Genomic DNA, 15,344 nt, shown 5'->3' on the forward strand with positions numbered 1-15,344 from the left:
CCCTGTGGGGACGGGGCCTTCGTCTCTGAGCTGCCTGAGAGAATCGAACTCTCGACCTTTTCATTACGAGTGAAATGCTCTACCGACTGAGCTAAGGCAGCGCGCCTTGCGGCGACCGAAGTCTAGCCGAAAACCCCCCGCCCGATGCAAACCGGCAGCGTGATCACCGGAACGCTGCGCTCAGGCGAGCTGCCATCGCGGCCAGCGCGAAGCGTGGTTTGACGTTCTGCGCGAGCGCCTCGCGGCATTCGAGGATCGCCTCGATGCAGTCGAGCAGCCCCTCGGCCCGTGTCCGAGATGCGAGATCGCGGGCGCGGTCTGCCATGTCGGGGTGGTTGGGCGTCGCAGCCGCGCCCATCGAATGCGCGAGGGCGTCCCGGTACAGCCCGGCGAGGTCGATGAGCGCGCGGTCCATGATGTCGCGCTCGGTGCGGGTCTTGCGCGACTTCTGGGTGCGTTCGAGTTCTTTGAGTACTCCCGCCGAACCTCTCAGCGCACCGGCGGCACCCTTGCCGGTACCGCCCGCGCCGAGTGCGGTCTTGAGCTCTTCGGTTTCCCGTTCGTCGCGGTCGGCGCTGATCTCTTTGGCCTCGACCTCCGCGCTCTTGCCGAGTTCGTCCGCAGCGGTATAGGTGGTGGAGGGTCGCAGCACTGCGCCGGCGACATCGAGCGCACGTGTGCGGTTGTCGCGCGCAACCGGGTCTGTGGCGAGACGCCGAGCACGGCCGACGTGACCACCACTGACCGAAGCGGCCCACTGCGCTGCATCTGCGGGGATTCCGTCGACGTCGCGGAGGACCTGGGCGATCGAGTCGACGCTCGGAGTGATGAGCCCGACGTGTCGGCACCTCGACCGCAGGGTCACCGAAATGTCTTCCGGGTCGACCGACGGGGCGCACAGAAGGAACACCGTGCGCTGTGGCGGTTCCTCGACGACCTTGAGCAGAGCGTTCGCGGCGCCTTCGGTGAGGCGGTCGGCATCCTCGATCACCACGATCTGCCAACGCCCGGTACTCGGCCGCCTCGCCGCGACCTGCACGATCGCGCGCATCGCCTTGACGCTGATGGTCAGACCTTCGGGAACGACGCGTCGGACGTCGCCGTGCGTGCCCGCCATCGTCGTGGTGCATGCGTGGCAGCGACCGCACCCGGGGGCTGCGTCGTCTGTGCACTGTAGTGCCGCGGCGAAGCACAGAGCAGCGACCGAGCGACCCGATCCGGGCGGACCGGTGAACAGCCAGGAATGCGTCATCGCAGAGCCGGAATCGCCGGTGCGTGCGGCCACGGCCGCGCTGACGAGGTCGGTCTCGACATCGCGTTGACCGACGAGACGATCGAAGACACCGGGCATGGGGCTCAGCGTAGCGATCGACACCGACGACTTCGGTCCGGGCGGATCAGTCGGTCGTCCCCTCGGCTGCGGTCTTCTTCGCGGCAGCCTTCTTGGCCGGAGCCTTCTTGGCTGCGGTCTTCTTGGCTGCGGTCTTCTTGGCCGGAGCCTTCTTCGCCGCCTTCTTGGTGGTCTTCTTCGCTGGACCCCGGGCACGACGATCCGCCAACAGCTCGGATGCGCGTTCGTCGGTGATCGTGCCGACCTCGTCGCCCTTACGCAGGCTCGCATTGGTCTCGCCGTCGGTGACGTACGGACCGAAACGACCGTCCTTGATCACCATCGGCTTCTCGCTGATCGGGTCCACGCCGAGTTCGCGCAGCGGTGGAACAGCAGCAGCCTGACGTCCGCGGCGCTTCGGCTCGGCGTAGATCTTCAGGGCTTCGTCGAGGGTGACCGTGAACATCTGTTCTTCGGTCGCCAACGACCGCGAATCGGTGCCCTTCTTCAGATACGGACCGTAGCGGCCGTTCTGTGCGGTGATCTCGTCACCGGATTCGGGATCGACACCGACGATGCGCGGCAGCGACAGCAACCGCAGGGCGTCGTCGAGCGTGACGGACGACAGCTCCATCGTCTTGAGGAGCGATGCCGTCCGCGGCTTCGGGCCGGTGGCCTTCTTGGCCGCCTTCTTCGCGGGCGCCTTCTTGGCTGCCTTCTTCGCGGCCGTCTTGGTCGCGGTCTTCGTTGCGCCGCCGGTCGTCAGCTCTTCGACCGGGACAGGAGTGACATCAGGTTCGGGTTCGGGCTTCGGCTCCGGCAGCAACTCGGTGACGTACGGACCGAACCGTCCCTCACGGGCCACGATCTCGTGCCCGGTCCCCGGATCGACCCCGAGAACCCGCCCCTCCTGCGGAGTCGAGAACAACTTCTCCGCGTATTCGAGGGTCAGTTCGTCCGGCGGCAGATCCTCGGGGAGATTCGCACGCTGCGAGATGAGATCGCCGTCCGGGTTGTCCGAGTCGACGACCATCCGTTCGAGGTACGGACCGAACCGGCCCACCCGCACGTGGATCTCGCGACCTTCGGCATCGTCGAACAACCGGATCGAGTTGATCTCGCGGGCATCGATGTCCTCGAGGTTCTGCCCGACCAGCTTCTTCAGGCCGCCCTTACGCGCGACCGAGTCCTCGTCGCCGTGCTCGCCACCGAAGTAGAACCTGGACAGCCAGGCAGTCCGCTGTTCCTGACCGGAGGCGATCTCGTCGAGATCGTCCTCCATGCCCGCGGTGAAGTCGTAGTCGACGAGCTGACCGAAATGAGCCTCGAGCAGACCGATCACCGCGAACGCCACCCACGACGGCACCAGCGCACTGCCGCGCTTGTAGACGTACCCGCGGTCGAGGATCGTCTTGATGATCGAGGCGTACGTGGACGGACGCCCGATACCCAGCTCTTCGAGGGTCTTGATCAGACTCGCTTCGGTGAATCGGGCGGGCGGGTTGGTCGAGTGCCCATCCGGATCGAGCTTCGTCGCGATGACCGCCGCGCCTTCGCTGAGGTTGGGCAGACGCGACTCGGCGTCGTCCGATTGACCGCCTGCCTCTTCGTCGACGCTTTCGACGTAGGCCTTGAGGAAGCCGGCGAACGTGATCGTGCGACCCGACGACGAGAAGGTGCATACCTCACCCGTCCCGGCAGTGCCGGTGATGCGGAGGGTGAGTGTGGTTCCGCGGACGTCGGCCATCTGCGACGCGACCGTGCGCTGCCAGATCAGCTCGTACAGCTTGAACTCGTCGGCGTCGAGCCGCGCGTGCAGTTCGCCCGGAGTAGCGAAGACGTCGCCGGCCGGCCGGATCGCTTCGTGCGCTTCCTGCGCATTCTTGACCTTGCGGGTGTACTGGCGGGGTGTCGCGTGGACGTACTCGGCGCCGTACAACTGGGTGGCCTGCGACCTCGCCGCGGTGATCGCCGACTCGGACAACGTCGTCGAATCGGTACGCATGTACGTGATGTAGCCGTTCTCGTACAACCGCTGTGCGATGCGCATCGTGCGCTCGGACGAGAACCGAAGCTTGCGGCCGGCTTCCTGCTGCAGCGTCGACGTCATGAACGGTGCGTAGGGCTTGCGCGTGTACGGCTTGCTCTCGGCCGACGACACCGTCAGCGCGGCACCGGACAACGCGTCGGCGAGTCGACGAGCGTTTGCCTCGTCGAGCACGACGACACTGTCCGACTTCAGAGCGCCATCGGGACCGAAATCACGACCTGCCGCGACGCGAGACCCATCGACGTTGACGAGGCGTGCGCCGAACGAGCGGGGACTCGCGTCGGCACCGGCATCCATGGTCGCGGCGATGTCCCAGTATTCGGCGGACGTGAACGCCATGCGCTCACGTTCGCGGCGCACGATGACGCGGGTCGCGACGGACTGGACTCGGCCCGCCGACAGTCTCGGCATGACCTTCTTCCACAGCACCGGGCTGACCTCGTAGCCGTACAGACGATCGAGGATGCGCCGGGTTTCCTGCGCGTCGACCAGGTCGGTGTCGAGCTCCCGGGTGTTCTCGGCGGCAGCGCGGATCGCGGATTCGGTGATCTCGTGGAAGACCATCCTGCGGACAGGGACCTTCGGCTTGAGCGTCTCGAGGAGATGCCACGCGATGGCTTCGCCCTCGCGGTCGGGGTCGGTGGCGAGGTAGAGCTCGTCGGCGTCCTTCAGGAGCGACTTGAGCTCGGTGACCTTCGACTTCTTCTCGGGGCTGACGACGTACAGCGGCTCGAAATCATGATCGACATCGACGCCCAGTCGAGCCCACGACTCGCCCTTGTACTTGGCGGGGACGTCCGCTGCACCGCGTGGAAGGTCGCGGATATGCCCCACGGAGGCTTCGACGACATAGTTGCGCCCCAGGTAGGGGGCGATCTTCTTCGCCTTTGTCGGAGATTCGACGATGACGAGTCGACGCGTGCCCGACGCGTTGTCCGACGTGCCCTTGTCCCGTGCTGCCACCGTGACGCCCGAACCTTCCCTTTTGCCGACATGCCTGCTCTCGAAGACATGTATACCGACCCTGTCTCCCCGACTCGGTCACACACAGGGTCGCACACACTCTGTCGATCGCTCGTCACATGTGGTGCTCGAAGTGCTCGTGACGAGGCCAGATCGCGCGGGCTTCGGGATGGTCCGGGGGTGCTCCGATGCTCTCGTCGAGCCGCGAGATGCGGCGCGGCCCCGATACTCTCAGCCCTGGTGGGGCGCCATGTGGGCTGATCAAGGTGGGGGCGATTCCGGCAAGCATCAATGCCTCGGAGAGAGGGACATGGGTGCCGGGCGCATCCGGATCGAGCCCGAGGACATACCGCTCCCCTTCGACCTCCATCCGGCCCGCGGCCAGGAACCAGATCCTCAGCGCTCCCGCGTTCGGCACCCATCCGATCGGGACGTACTTGATTCCGCCTCGCGACCATGCGGTCGCCAGCGGGACGAGCTCGGGGCCGTCTGCGGTGCGCACCAGCGGAAACCCACCCGGCGTCGCACCGATCTCTGCGGTCAGACCCGTCGCGACGATCCGGTCGGCGATCGCGGACGCACGCCATGGCGCATCGACCGTCACCGAGATCCGAGCCGTGTCGGCCGTGTGCATCACGATCCGTCCCTGCGCCGCCAGCAACCCACTGAGGTCGGACAATGCAGGCGGCGCGGTGTCGGCGCCGAAGAAGGACAGTTGACTCACTGTCGCCTCCCTGAATCTGTGGCCCTTTCCATCTGTGGCCATTTCCCGATGTTGCACTCCCGAAAGCCATCGTCCCCCATCGCCGGGGGCGACAGGGGACGGTGGGAGTGTGGGGCGAAAACCCTCACAGGTGCTCGATGGAGCGCGTCGGATCAGACGGCGCGCACACCGGTGGCCTGCGGGCCCTTGGTGCCCTGTCCGACCTCGAACTCGACGCGCTGGTTCTCCTCGAGGGTGCGGAAACCGGCACCCTGGATCTCGGAGTAGTGAACGAACACGTCGGCAGAGCCGTCCTCCGGAGCGATGAAGCCGAAGCCCTTCTCCGCGTTGAACCACTTCACAGTGCCCTGTGCCATGCTTTTCCTTCTCTTTCTAACACCGGATTCGACGAGCCGCTGGGGACAGCGGCCGCCAGGTCCCGATTCCGACCGCTGTACCTTTCGAATCCCCCGTTGGAAGAGCTAAAGCACACCGCCCGCAACCATCGATCCTGCGAGCGTGCACTTTCTCAAGCCTACGAACACAGAAGCTGCGACCGCGTGCCAGTCAATCATGTTCCGGGCAGTCGCAACAGTAGGTATGGCACAATCGCGCCAAAATTCTGATCTTGTAGGACGCTCGGTAGCATGTCCGGCGGGTAGAGGTATGGCGACCATGCTACGCGGCGCCACATCCTCCCGTGCCGAATTCGATCCCAGCCGGAGCCGACGTGTGACCAGTTCATCAGGTATCGACACCGGTGGAGCCACAGTCCCGGGCTACGGACAGGCGCTGCTCGACAGGCTGCTCGCGGGGACACCGTCGAACGAGCACCCCCTCACCCACACCGCCGAGCTCCCTGCCCGGAAGGCGCAACACGCCCACTGGCCGGACTGGGCCGCCGATTCCGTGGTCGATGCGCTCCGCGAACACGGTGTGCCGAAGCCCTGGCTGCACCAGATCGACGCCGCCGACCTTGCGGCCGGGGGCAGCAATGTCGTGGTGTCCACCGGTACCGCGTCGGGCAAATCCGTCGCCTACCAGCTTCCGGTGCTCACCGCCCTCGCGTCCGACCCACAGGCCACCGCGCTGTATCTCTCGCCCACGAAGGCCCTCGGCGCCGACCAACTGCGCGCCGTCACAGAGCTGACCGGGGCGACGCCCGACCTGTCGACAGCGCATCCGTGCGCGTACGACGGCGACACCTCCACCGAGCTGCGTCGATGGGCGCGCAGCCACTCTCGGTGGATCTTCACCAACCCCGACATGCTGCACCTGGCGATACTTCCTGGTCACGCACGCTGGGCGCGGCTGTTGCGTCGACTGCGTTACGTCGTGATCGACGAGTGCCACTCGTACCGGGGTGTCTTCGGGTCGCACGTCGCGCTGGTCATCCGCAGGTTGCGCCGCCTCGCGAACCACTACGGCGCCGACCCGGTGTTCATCCTGGCGTCCGCAACCACTGCCGACCCGGGAGCTGCCGCCTCACGATTGATCGGGGCGCCCTGCCGAGAGGTGACCGAGGACGGTTCACCACACGGTCCGCGCACTGTCGCACTGTGGGAACCGCCCCTGCTCCGGGAGGTCACCGGCGAGCACGGGGCGCCCGTGCGACGCGCCGCAGGCGCCGAGGCGGCACGGCTGCTCGCCGACCTCGTCGTCGAAGGCGCCCGCACGCTGGCATTCGTCCGTTCGCGTCACGGCGCGGAACTCACCGCGATGAGCACGCGGCGTCTGCTCACCGAATCGGCACCCGACCTGGTGGATCGTGTCGCGACCTATCGCGCCGGGTATCTCGCGGAGGATCGTCGCGATCTGGAGGCTGCGCTGTCCGACGGTCGGCTACTCGGGGTCGCGACCACCAATGCGCTCGAACTCGGAGTCGACATCGCAGGACTCGACGCCGTCGTCGTCGCCGGTTTTCCCGGCACCGTGGCGTCGTTCTGGCAGCAGGGCGGCCGGGCCGGACGGCGGGGCCAGGGTTCCCTGGTCGTTCTCGTCGCGCGCGACGACCCACTCGACACCTATCTCGTCCACCACCCGCACGCGCTGCTCGACAGGCCGGTCGAGGCGACCGTGACCGACCCCGCGAATCCGTATGTACTCGGGCCGCAACTGCTGTGCGCTGCGCTGGAGTTGCCGCTCTCGCACGCGGAAGTCGGGCAGTTCGACGCTCACGACCTTCTCACCGACCTCGCACAGCAGGGTCTGATCCGTCGGCGCCCGCACGGTTGGTTCGTCACACCGGATACCCACCCGCACGCCCAGGTCGATATCCGCGGCGGCATCGGCCATCAGGTCGCGATCGTCGAGGCCGACACCGGCCGGATGCTCGGCACCGTCGAGGCGGGGCGTGCGCCCGCAACTGTCCATCCCGGCGCCGTCCATCTCCACCGGGGCGAGAGCTTCGTCGTCGACGAACTGCATCTCGACGACGGCGTCGCACTCGTACACGCGGAGGATCCGGAGTGGTCGACGTCGGTGCGCGAGGTCACCGACATCCGAGTCGTCGCTGTGAAGGAGACCTGCACGTACGGGCCCGTGACCGTGCAGATGGCAGCCGTCGAGGTGACCGGGCAGGTGGTCGCCTATCTCCGGCGTCTCCCCTCCGGGGAGGTACTCGACCAGGTCGAACTGGACATGCCGGCACAGACCCTGCCCACGCGCGCCGTGCTGTACACCGTGACCCCGGAACTTCTCGACCGGATCGGGTTGACACCCGAGCGGGTTCCGGGTGCTCTGCACGCCGCCGAGCACGCCGCCATCGGATTGCTACCGCTCGTCGCGACGTGTGATCGCGGGGATATCGGCGGCGTATCCACCGATCTGCACGCCGACACCGGACTGCCCACCGTGTTCGTCTACGACGGGCATCCGGGCGGTGCCGGTTTCGCCGAACGCGGATTCTCACGGATCATCCAGTGGCTCACCGCCACCCGCGATGCGGTACAGGCATGCGAATGCACCGACGGATGCCCGTCGTGCGTGCACTCGCCCAAGTGCGGTAACGGAAATGACCCACTCGACAAGGCAGGTGCGACAGCACTGTTGACCGCTGTACTCGAAGCACTCGGCACTCACCCTCCACCGCCGATCCGAGTGGCCGGTTCGTCGCCGAGCGCAGGCCCCGCTCGGGCGATCGCCGATGCGTCCCGGTCGCCGAACAGCGGCGACACCGGAGCGTAGGTCTCCACCACCGCGTCCCACCCGTGGATCCGGCAACTCCGCACACCCACGTCCATGCGGACGGTCACCGTTTCCGCGACCGCACACGCCTCGGTCGCACCCCGGTCGAGCGACGACGCGACGGCCAACGCCGCCAGGTCTGCCGCGGCCTGCAGCCGGTGTCGTACCACCACAACCGATCCGACGTGCAGAACGGTCGCGGTGATCGCGATCAGCGCGGCCATGATGCAACATCCGAGGATGCTGGCACTGCCACCCTCCTCGCGCAGATCCACCCGCATCACGACACCTCCCCCGGTTCACGGACCGCAACGGCGTCGGCCGTCAAGGTCACCATCGGGAGCAGCGGCGCGTCGACGCTGACGGTTGCTACGACGAGGTCGTCTTCCACGCTCACCTCGATGTGCGCGCCCGGCGGCGCGACCCGAGCAGCCACCTCGACCGCCCGGGCCTCGTCACCGCGCGCTACCAGTCGCGCCGCCTCACGAGCGGCGTCCTGGCACTGCACCTGCTGCGAAACACAGAGCACCGCACCGAGACACAACGTCAGAACCGTGACCAGTGAGGCGATCGCGAGCGCCGCCTCGACGGTCACACCACCCTCGTCCCGCGCAGCAGCGCGACGAGTAAGAGCCCACCCCGTCACACCGAGGTGTTGAGGGCTCGTTCGACGATGCCGGTCAGCGCCGACACGATTCCATCCCCGGTGACGACCGTGTACAACACGGCGCCGAATGCCGCCGCGGCAATAGTGCCGATGGCATATTCGGCCGTCGACATACCGTCGTCGCCGGCCGCCACCTTCACGACACGGCGGGCGAACGACCGATCTTCTTCTGCGGATTCAACGAACACGAAACTCCCCTTTCTACCGATGCGGACGGTCCGCATCGGCGTCACAACAGCCCTGATCCCAGGACGCCCCGGGCCAGGCCGATCACCACCGGCACGATTCCCAGGCACACGAACGCCGGGAGGAAGCACAGGCCGAGTGGCCCGCTCACGAGCACGCCGGCGCGTTCGATATCGCCTGCGGCCTTGTCCTCGGCCTCCGCGCGATGCCGCGCGGCGAGTTCGGACACGATGTCGGACAGTGGGGCACCGGATCTCGCCGATCTCCTGGCTGCGCGAGCGAAGTCTTCGAGGACTGCGCCGCCTTCCGCCGACCACGCATCGGCCGGGTCTGCACCGAGTTTCAGGCGGTCGGCTCCCCGCCGGAGCGCTGCGCCGAGCACGGGCGGCGCGGACTCCGCAACCACACCCGCCGCGGATGCGGCAGGCATCCCGGCCCGCAGGCACGCCGCGAAGAGATCGAACGCGGCGGCGATCGCATACGGATCCTGTGCGGTATCGGCCGCGACACTCTGCGGAGGGCCCGGCGATCCGTGCACGGCATGTAACCGGTGAGTCCCCGCGTCGGGTACCGCGACCAGCGCCGCGGCAAGACACAACGACGGCAACACCATCGAGCCGGTCATCGGCCGACCCTGTCGGCGATGCGGTCGGTCCACAGCAATCCGGCGCACACGAGCACCGTGCCGAGCACCAGCAGCACGGCACCGAGCCCGTCGCCGAGGAGCGTCGTCAGCGGTGATGCCCCCATGAGCTGGCCCAGTGCCACACCGAGCACGGGTAGCGCAGCGAGAACCGTTGCGGTGGCGCGCGCACCGGCCAGACCGGCATTCGTCCGCGTCCGGATCCGCATCCGGGCGGCGAGATCGGAGCGAGCGGCCGACAACAGTTCCGCGAGCGCCAAGCCGTGACGGTCGGAGACCGACCATGCGTCGGCTACCCGGACGAGGCTCTCGCCGATCCCGGTGGAGTCGAATTCACGTGCTGCCCCCAGCAATCCGTCGGAGGCAGATCCGCCCAGTCGCGCCCTGGCCGCCGCAACCCGCAGCGAGTCCGAGGTCGGCCCGGTGGTTTCGCTCGCAGCCGTGTCGCATGCGTCGGCGGGATGCGCACCGACCTGCAGCTCCGCGATCACCATGTCGAGGCCCGAAAGCAGCATCCGACGGTCGGTGTCGAGCCGCGTCGCCCGCTGTCGACGACGCAGCCGGAACAGGATCGTCGCCGCTGCGACCACCACCGCGACGGCTGCGCCCGCTCCCACGAGAAAGGCACCGGCAGACGCGACGACGACCGCGCAGAGCACTCGATTCGGACGACGCCGGGTCGCCCGCAGTACAACGGTGTGTTTTTCGAGCCGTCGGCGCGCGTCGATACCGGGAGCAGCGAGCACGGCGGCGGCCAGGCACAGTACGGATTCGGTCACGCGCCCTCCCTCGACCGCAGGATCCGTTCGAGTCGTTCACCACCCGGCACGGTGCCACCGACGAACGTCCACGCCGGCACGACCAGGACCCCAGCGATGGGGTCACGCTCCACGACTCCGATCTCGACGAGTCTCCTGGCCCCGTCGGGAGCTCGGTGGACATGCAGGATCACCTGGACCGCGGCGGCCAACTGACTGTGCAGGGCGCTGCGATCGAGTCCGCCGAGGGCCGCGAGCGCTTCGAGTCGGGCGGGCACCTCGTCGGGCGAGTTCGCGTGCACGGTGCCCGCACCGCCGTCGTGTCCTGTGTTCAGCGCTGTCAGCAGGTCGACCACCTCGGCGCCCCGCACTTCACCGACCACGATCCGGTCCGGGCGCATCCGCAGCGCTTGACGCACGAGGTCGCGCACGGTGACCTCCCCGACGCCCTCGACGTTGGGTGCGCGGGCGACGAGACGAACCACGTGCGGGTGATCCGGCACGAGTTCGGCCGCGTCCTCGACGCACACGATTCGTTCGGCGGGGTCGACAGCGCCGAGTAACGCCGCAAGAAGGGTGGTCTTTCCCGCGCCGGTGCCACCGACGACGAGGAAGGCGAGACGCCCCGACACGATCCGGCGGAGCAAACGGTAGGCGTCGGGATGCACCGCTCCACGCTCGACCAGAGCGTCGAGCCCCTGCGTTGCCGGTCTCAACACGCGTAGCGACAGGCACGTTCCACCCTGGGCGACGGGAGCGAGCACAGCATGCAGACGGACACCGAACTCGCCGTGTCCGGGGAGACGACCGTCGACCCACATCTGCGCGTCGTCGAGTCGGCGACCGGCGAACAGTGCGAGACGCTGCGCGAGACGGCGGACCGCAGCCTCGTCCGGAAAGGTCACGGACGTGAGTGTCAGGCCACCACCGCAGTCCACCCATACCCGGTCGGGCGCGGTGACCAGCACGTCGGTCACGGTGGGGTCGGCGAGGAGCGCTTCGAGTGGTCCTGCTCCGGTGAGTTCGGTCTGGAGGTGGCGCAGTGCGACGAGAAGATCGGTGTCGCCGAGCACTCCCCCTGCTTCGGCACGCAGCGCGGTCGCGACCCGTGCAGGTGACAGTTCTCCCGGTTCTGCAGCGAGCCGATCACGTACCCGGTCGAGCAATTCGGCGTCCAGGACGTCGTTCATGCGGCATCCCTCGACCCGGCGTGCACCGACGAGTCGAAGACCTCGAGAGCGGCAACGACGAGCGGCGACCGCTGCCGGAGTCGCAGACCGCCGCGTTCGAGGGCTTCTGCGAGCCCGGGCTGAGCACGCATCGCGGCCAGCAGCGGCAGTCCCACCACTGCCGCGACGTCGGTGGCGCGGAGCCCGCCGGGCGCGGGTCCACGCACCACGACTCCCGCCGTGGTGGCGCGGCCCGTGAGCCAGTCCGCAGCACGGGCAGCAGACAACGCGCCGCTCACCCGCGCCTGGGTGACGAGGACGGTGGTGTCGGCTGCAGCGATCGCGGCGTCGGCAACCTCGTCGAACGTGCGGGCCACGTCGCAGACCACGATCGCACCTGCACGTCGTACCGCTTCGAGGACGGCGGTGAGCGGAGCCGCCGCGATGCCCTCGGCGCCGCGGTCTCCGGCGAGCACACCCACACCGGGCAGCCATTCGGGTACGGCGTCGCGCAGGGCGCGGGCGGAGACGCTGCCCGAGTCGACGGTCAGGCCCGACCATCGGATGCCGGGACGTTCTTCGAGCCCCGTCAGGATGTCCAGGCCCGCTCCGAAGGGGTCGGCGTCGACGAGAAGGACACCGCCGGGTGTGCCCCGCGTGGCGGCCGCCCACGCGAGCGCAGCAGCGAACGTCGACGCGCCTGCTCCACCGTGACCGCCGACCACCGCGAACACGGTGCCTCCGCCCGCTTCGGGTTCTGCCGCGGCGCCGAGTACGGCAAGCAGTTCCACTTCGTCGTCGGGCAGACCGAGAACGTGTTCGGCACCCACCGTCGCGGCGGCCTGCCACTCGCCGAGGCCGGGCGCGCCGGGACAGACCAGCACGATTCCCGGTCTGCGGGGCAGTGCAGCGGCGCACATGAGTGCTTCGTCGCGGTCGACCACGATCAGGCCTGCATCCAGCCATGCACGGCGCCGCGGCAGGGTGGTCTCTTCGGCGAGCTGCCGGTCTGCTGCCGCTGCGACACGACGCAGGCTTGCCAGCAGGGTCGTGTCGCCGATCAGCGCGAGGACGTCGTTCATGCCGCTCAGAGTGCGCGGTCGGCTACCGGTGTGGAAGGCCCATTCGCCGGTTTCGCCGAATCTGTGGATGGATCAGGTGCCTGTGGACAACTCGGACCGATTCGCATGCCATGGCCGAGAGACGTCGGTCGAACGGGTAGAAACAGGTCCGGCAGAAACGGGTCCGGACGAAAGGACGACCCTCGCCAGGGGGGGAGGAGGCGAGGGCCGTCGGAGTTCAGCCCCGGGGGGGTCGGGCTGAACAGTGCCTGGATATCCAGACTGTCGCGATACTACACCTTCCATACTCGGTGTTTGCAAGTTCAAGCATCGGCGTGGCGCGGCGCTCTCCCGGCTCGAAAGGGGGGCTCCGAAAGTGGCACCGAGGGCCCTATGGTGGAGAACGTGACAGACGCGACCGCGGATCCCTCCGAGTCCCGACGAATCGCCGCCTTCTTCGACCTCGACAAGACCGTGATCGCCAAGTCGAGCGTTCTCGCATTCACGCGCCCGTTCTTCGAACACGGCCTACTGAGTCACCGCGCGGTGCTCTCGAGCAGTTACGCACAATTGCTGTTCGTACTGTCCGCGGTCGACCAGGATCGGGTCGACCGGATGCGTGAGCACATCGCACAGATGTGCAAGGGCTGGGATGTGGAGCAGATCCGGTCGATCGTGGAGGAGACCCTCGACGAGATCGTCGAGCCGTTGGTGTATGCGGAAGCCAAGGACCTGATCGCGGACCATCGCGCCCGGGGACACGATGTGGTGATCGTGTCGGCATCGGGCGAGGAGGTCGTCACGCCCATCGCGCAGGCACTCGGTGCCTCGTACAGCACGGCCAGCCGGATGCGGATCGTCGACGGGCGCTACGCCGGGGAACTCGAGTTCTACTGTTTCGGCGAGGCGAAGGGCACCGCCATCCGTGAGCTCGCAGTGAGCCACGGCTACGACCTGACGCGCTGTTACGCGTACTCGGATTCGGCGACGGACGTGCCGATGCTGCAGGCAGTCGGCAAGCCGCGAGCAGTCAATCCCGACCGCGTATTGCGTCGCATCGCAAACGAAAATCGCTGGCCCATACTGACGTTCACCCGACAGGTGCCACTGTCGCGGCGAGTCCGGCCGTCGGCGAAAGGGCTCCTCAGGCTCGCCGCCGCGGGAGCCGCGGCAGCGTTGATCACCGGCGCCGTAGTCTACCTCGCCGGGCGCAGGCACGATCTCGGGCGACCCCCTCGTCTCATCCCGACCCCCGGCTGAATCTTTCCGCACCAGGGGTCTTGCCGACTCGGAAAGTACGGGGTACAAATGAGTTACGGAAGCACGGAAGGCCTAGAGCGAATCGGAAGAGAAGATTCGATCTCCCGCCCGCGTTTCCCAGCACGGACACCGAGTACCCACGCGGAGCCGATGCCACTATAAGGGCAGAAGCGTTGTGGGCCTGCGAGTTCCGAGTTCTCGAAGGCAAGACCCTCGCACCCGTTGCGAGGAGCGAACCCCCGACACCCGGATCATCGCCGAGGCCGTTGACACACAACCCACACCAGCACGCATGGTAACCCGGAAAGTCCGTGCTAGCGGGTGGCGCACCGATCACGATCGGCGTGCCACCCGCTTTTATTTGTCGATCGAAACATTCTGCGCTGCAATCAATTCCGATGCAATCAATTCCACAGAAAGCAACGATCCTCAGTTTCCGCCGAACGCCTCGGCGATCGACGTCGCCTCGCGGGCACCGGCCTCGAGCGCGCCGCAGCAGAAGATCACCCAGCCGCCGACACCTCCCTCGTTGCCCTGACCGAACCCCGCGATCCCGTCGCGATAGGCCTGCGCTCGCCGCATCCACGTCACTTCGGGCACGCCGAGGTTGTGGGTGTCGAGTCCGGAAGCCACACACACCAGGCGCGACGCCGCACGCGCCACGAGACCGTCGGCGACACCGAAGGGGCTCAGGGAACAGAGCTCGCCGTGCACCACGGCCGCGAGGACCGGAGCGGGAACAGCAGTTCCTCCCGTGACCAGCTGAGCGAGGCCGTCGAGACGCTCCGCAACTCCCGGAGCCGAGCGTGGCCTGCCCAGCTGCTCGGGGTCATCCACCAGGTCCGCCGCCGCGAGCAGGTGCAAGCGAGCAAGAGCCTGCAGTGGTGCACGGCGCCAGATCGACACTTGATTCGCGAGTGCGTCGCCGTCGAGGGACTGCGCGACCCGCAAGGCACCCGAGAGCACCGGGTCACCGGTTTCCCCCGGGGACGGAAGCTCGGTGGATCCACCGTCGATCGCCGCCGATGCTCGCGCAGCCCGTACCGAGGCCTCCGCCGCGGTGTTCGGCCAGCCACGACGGTTGGTGCGGTGACGGTGGACCTCGGCGAGGGCGTCACGCGCGCGGTCTGCCGCGTCGCGCACGCCGGGGAGATCGAGGATGGGCTGAAGCGGATCGGTCACGGTCTCGAACGGTACCGGCGCGCGCCACGAACACCACCTACGGCCCATCACCGGCCGCACCGGCGGCCACTCGTCGCCGCTGCCGACCGCCCGTCGCGCGACAGCGACCGATCAGCGCATGTGAGCAGGTTGCAGCACCGTGCAACGGTGCGATCCGCGTCACAGGTGACTACGCTCACTAGAGCC

14 protein-coding genes and 1 tRNA gene are annotated in these 15,344 nt (G+C 67.8%); 2 read left to right on the forward strand and 13 right to left on the reverse strand.

The features are described 5' to 3' along the window. Nucleotides 1–28: 28 nt before the first annotated feature. From ACFWB0_RS19855 to ACFWB0_RS19875, 5 genes are all read right to left on the reverse strand, one after another. A tRNA-Thr gene (locus tag ACFWB0_RS19855) sits at nt 29–101 on the reverse strand. Nucleotides 102–163: 62 nt separating this feature from the next. Then, nucleotides 164–1,351: a DNA polymerase III subunit delta' gene (locus ACFWB0_RS19860; protein WP_378492175.1), complete on the reverse strand. Its 1,188-nt coding sequence runs from the start codon at nt 1,349–1,351 to the stop codon at nt 164–166. A gap of 46 nt (nt 1,352–1,397) precedes the next feature. After that, nucleotides 1,398–4,343: a type I DNA topoisomerase gene (topA, locus tag ACFWB0_RS19865; protein ID WP_378492176.1), complete on the reverse strand. Its 2,946-nt coding sequence runs from the start codon at nt 4,341–4,343 to the stop codon at nt 1,398–1,400. Between the two features lie 115 nt (nt 4,344–4,458). After that, nucleotides 4,459–5,067 carry a hypothetical protein gene (locus tag ACFWB0_RS19870; protein WP_378492177.1) on the reverse strand — a complete coding sequence of 203 codons (609 nt, stop codon included), beginning with the start codon at nt 5,065–5,067 and terminating at the stop codon, nt 4,459–4,461. Nucleotides 5,068–5,219: 152 nt separating this feature from the next. After that, a complete protein-coding gene (locus ACFWB0_RS19875) occupies nt 5,220–5,423 on the reverse strand; it encodes a cold-shock protein (RefSeq protein WP_054720028.1) in 204 nt (67 codons plus the stop codon). 355 nt (nt 5,424–5,778) lie between these two features. On the opposite strand from ACFWB0_RS19875, the gene ACFWB0_RS19880 reads away from it, so the two are divergent. After that, a complete protein-coding gene (locus ACFWB0_RS19880) occupies nt 5,779–8,232 on the forward strand; it encodes a DEAD/DEAH box helicase (RefSeq protein WP_378492178.1) in 2,454 nt (817 codons plus the stop codon). Here ACFWB0_RS19880 and ACFWB0_RS19885 read toward each other — a convergent pair. The 7 genes from ACFWB0_RS19885 to ssd form a co-directional block, all read right to left on the reverse strand. Next, entirely contained in the window at nt 8,124–8,513 is a 390-nt protein-coding gene (locus tag ACFWB0_RS19885; protein ID WP_378492206.1) for an Rv3654c family TadE-like protein, read from the reverse strand. The genes ACFWB0_RS19880 and ACFWB0_RS19885 overlap by 109 nt on opposite strands. After that, on the reverse strand, nt 8,513–8,827 hold the full coding sequence (locus tag ACFWB0_RS19890) for a TadE family type IV pilus minor pilin (protein ID WP_378492207.1): 315 nt from the start codon (nt 8,825–8,827) through the stop codon (nt 8,513–8,515). The genes ACFWB0_RS19885 and ACFWB0_RS19890 overlap by 1 nt, the downstream gene beginning before the upstream one ends. 47 nt (nt 8,828–8,874) lie before the next feature. After that, nucleotides 8,875–9,039, reverse strand: a complete 165-nt coding sequence (locus ACFWB0_RS19895) for a DUF4244 domain-containing protein (RefSeq protein WP_169690768.1) — start codon at nt 9,037–9,039, stop codon at nt 8,875–8,877. 89 nt (nt 9,040–9,128) lie between these two features. Continuing rightward, nucleotides 9,129–9,710, reverse strand: coding sequence for a type II secretion system F family protein (locus tag ACFWB0_RS19900; RefSeq protein WP_378492179.1), 582 nt, complete (start codon nt 9,708–9,710; stop codon nt 9,129–9,131). Then, nucleotides 9,707–10,507: a type II secretion system F family protein gene (locus tag ACFWB0_RS19905; protein ID WP_378492180.1), complete on the reverse strand. Its 801-nt coding sequence runs from the start codon at nt 10,505–10,507 to the stop codon at nt 9,707–9,709. Before ACFWB0_RS19905 ends, ACFWB0_RS19900 begins: the two co-directional genes overlap by 4 nt. Next, on the reverse strand, nt 10,504–11,676 hold the full coding sequence (locus ACFWB0_RS19910; protein ID WP_378492181.1) for a TadA family conjugal transfer-associated ATPase: 1,173 nt from the start codon (nt 11,674–11,676) through the stop codon (nt 10,504–10,506). Before ACFWB0_RS19910 ends, ACFWB0_RS19905 begins: the two co-directional genes overlap by 4 nt. Further along, nucleotides 11,673–12,737 carry a septum site-determining protein Ssd gene (gene ssd / locus ACFWB0_RS19915; RefSeq protein WP_378492182.1) on the reverse strand — a complete coding sequence of 355 codons (1,065 nt, stop codon included), beginning with the start codon at nt 12,735–12,737 and terminating at the stop codon, nt 11,673–11,675. The genes ACFWB0_RS19910 and ssd overlap by 4 nt, the downstream gene beginning before the upstream one ends. A 384-nt stretch (nt 12,738–13,121) precedes the next feature. Between ssd and ACFWB0_RS19920 the strand changes: the two genes are divergently transcribed. After that, nucleotides 13,122–13,976, forward strand: coding sequence for an HAD family hydrolase (locus ACFWB0_RS19920; protein ID WP_378492183.1), 855 nt, complete (start codon nt 13,122–13,124; stop codon nt 13,974–13,976). Nucleotides 13,977–14,405: 429 nt separating this feature from the next. On the opposite strand, the gene ACFWB0_RS19925 is transcribed toward ACFWB0_RS19920, so the two are convergent. Beyond that, on the reverse strand, nt 14,406–15,158 hold the full coding sequence (locus ACFWB0_RS19925) for an oxidoreductase (protein WP_378492184.1): 753 nt from the start codon (nt 15,156–15,158) through the stop codon (nt 14,406–14,408). Nucleotides 15,159–15,344 lie beyond the last annotated feature (186 nt).

Source organism: Rhodococcus sp. NPDC060086, assembly GCF_042730275.1.
Taxonomy (GTDB): Bacteria; Actinomycetota; Actinomycetes; order Mycobacteriales; family Mycobacteriaceae; genus Rhodococcus.

What these genes read in the sequence shown, in the direction of transcription:
- ACFWB0_RS19910 (WP_378492181.1), bottom strand. Translation starts at nt 11,676, where the DNA reads ATGAACGACGTCCTGGACGCCGAATTGCTCGACCGGGTACGTGATCGG.
- ACFWB0_RS19885 (WP_378492206.1), bottom strand. Translation starts at nt 8,513, where the DNA reads ATGCGGGTGGATCTGCGCGAGGAGGGTGGCAGTGCCAGCATCCTCGGA.
- ACFWB0_RS19875 (WP_054720028.1), bottom strand. Translation starts at nt 5,423, where the DNA reads ATGGCACAGGGCACTGTGAAGTGGTTCAACGCGGAGAAGGGCTTCGGC.
- ACFWB0_RS19900 (WP_378492179.1), bottom strand. Translation starts at nt 9,710, where the DNA reads ATGACCGGCTCGATGGTGTTGCCGTCGTTGTGTCTTGCCGCGGCGCTG.
- ssd (WP_378492182.1), bottom strand. Translation starts at nt 12,737, where the DNA reads ATGAACGACGTCCTCGCGCTGATCGGCGACACGACCCTGCTGGCAAGC.
- ACFWB0_RS19860 (WP_378492175.1), bottom strand. Translation starts at nt 1,351, where the DNA reads ATGCCCGGTGTCTTCGATCGTCTCGTCGGTCAACGCGATGTCGAGACC.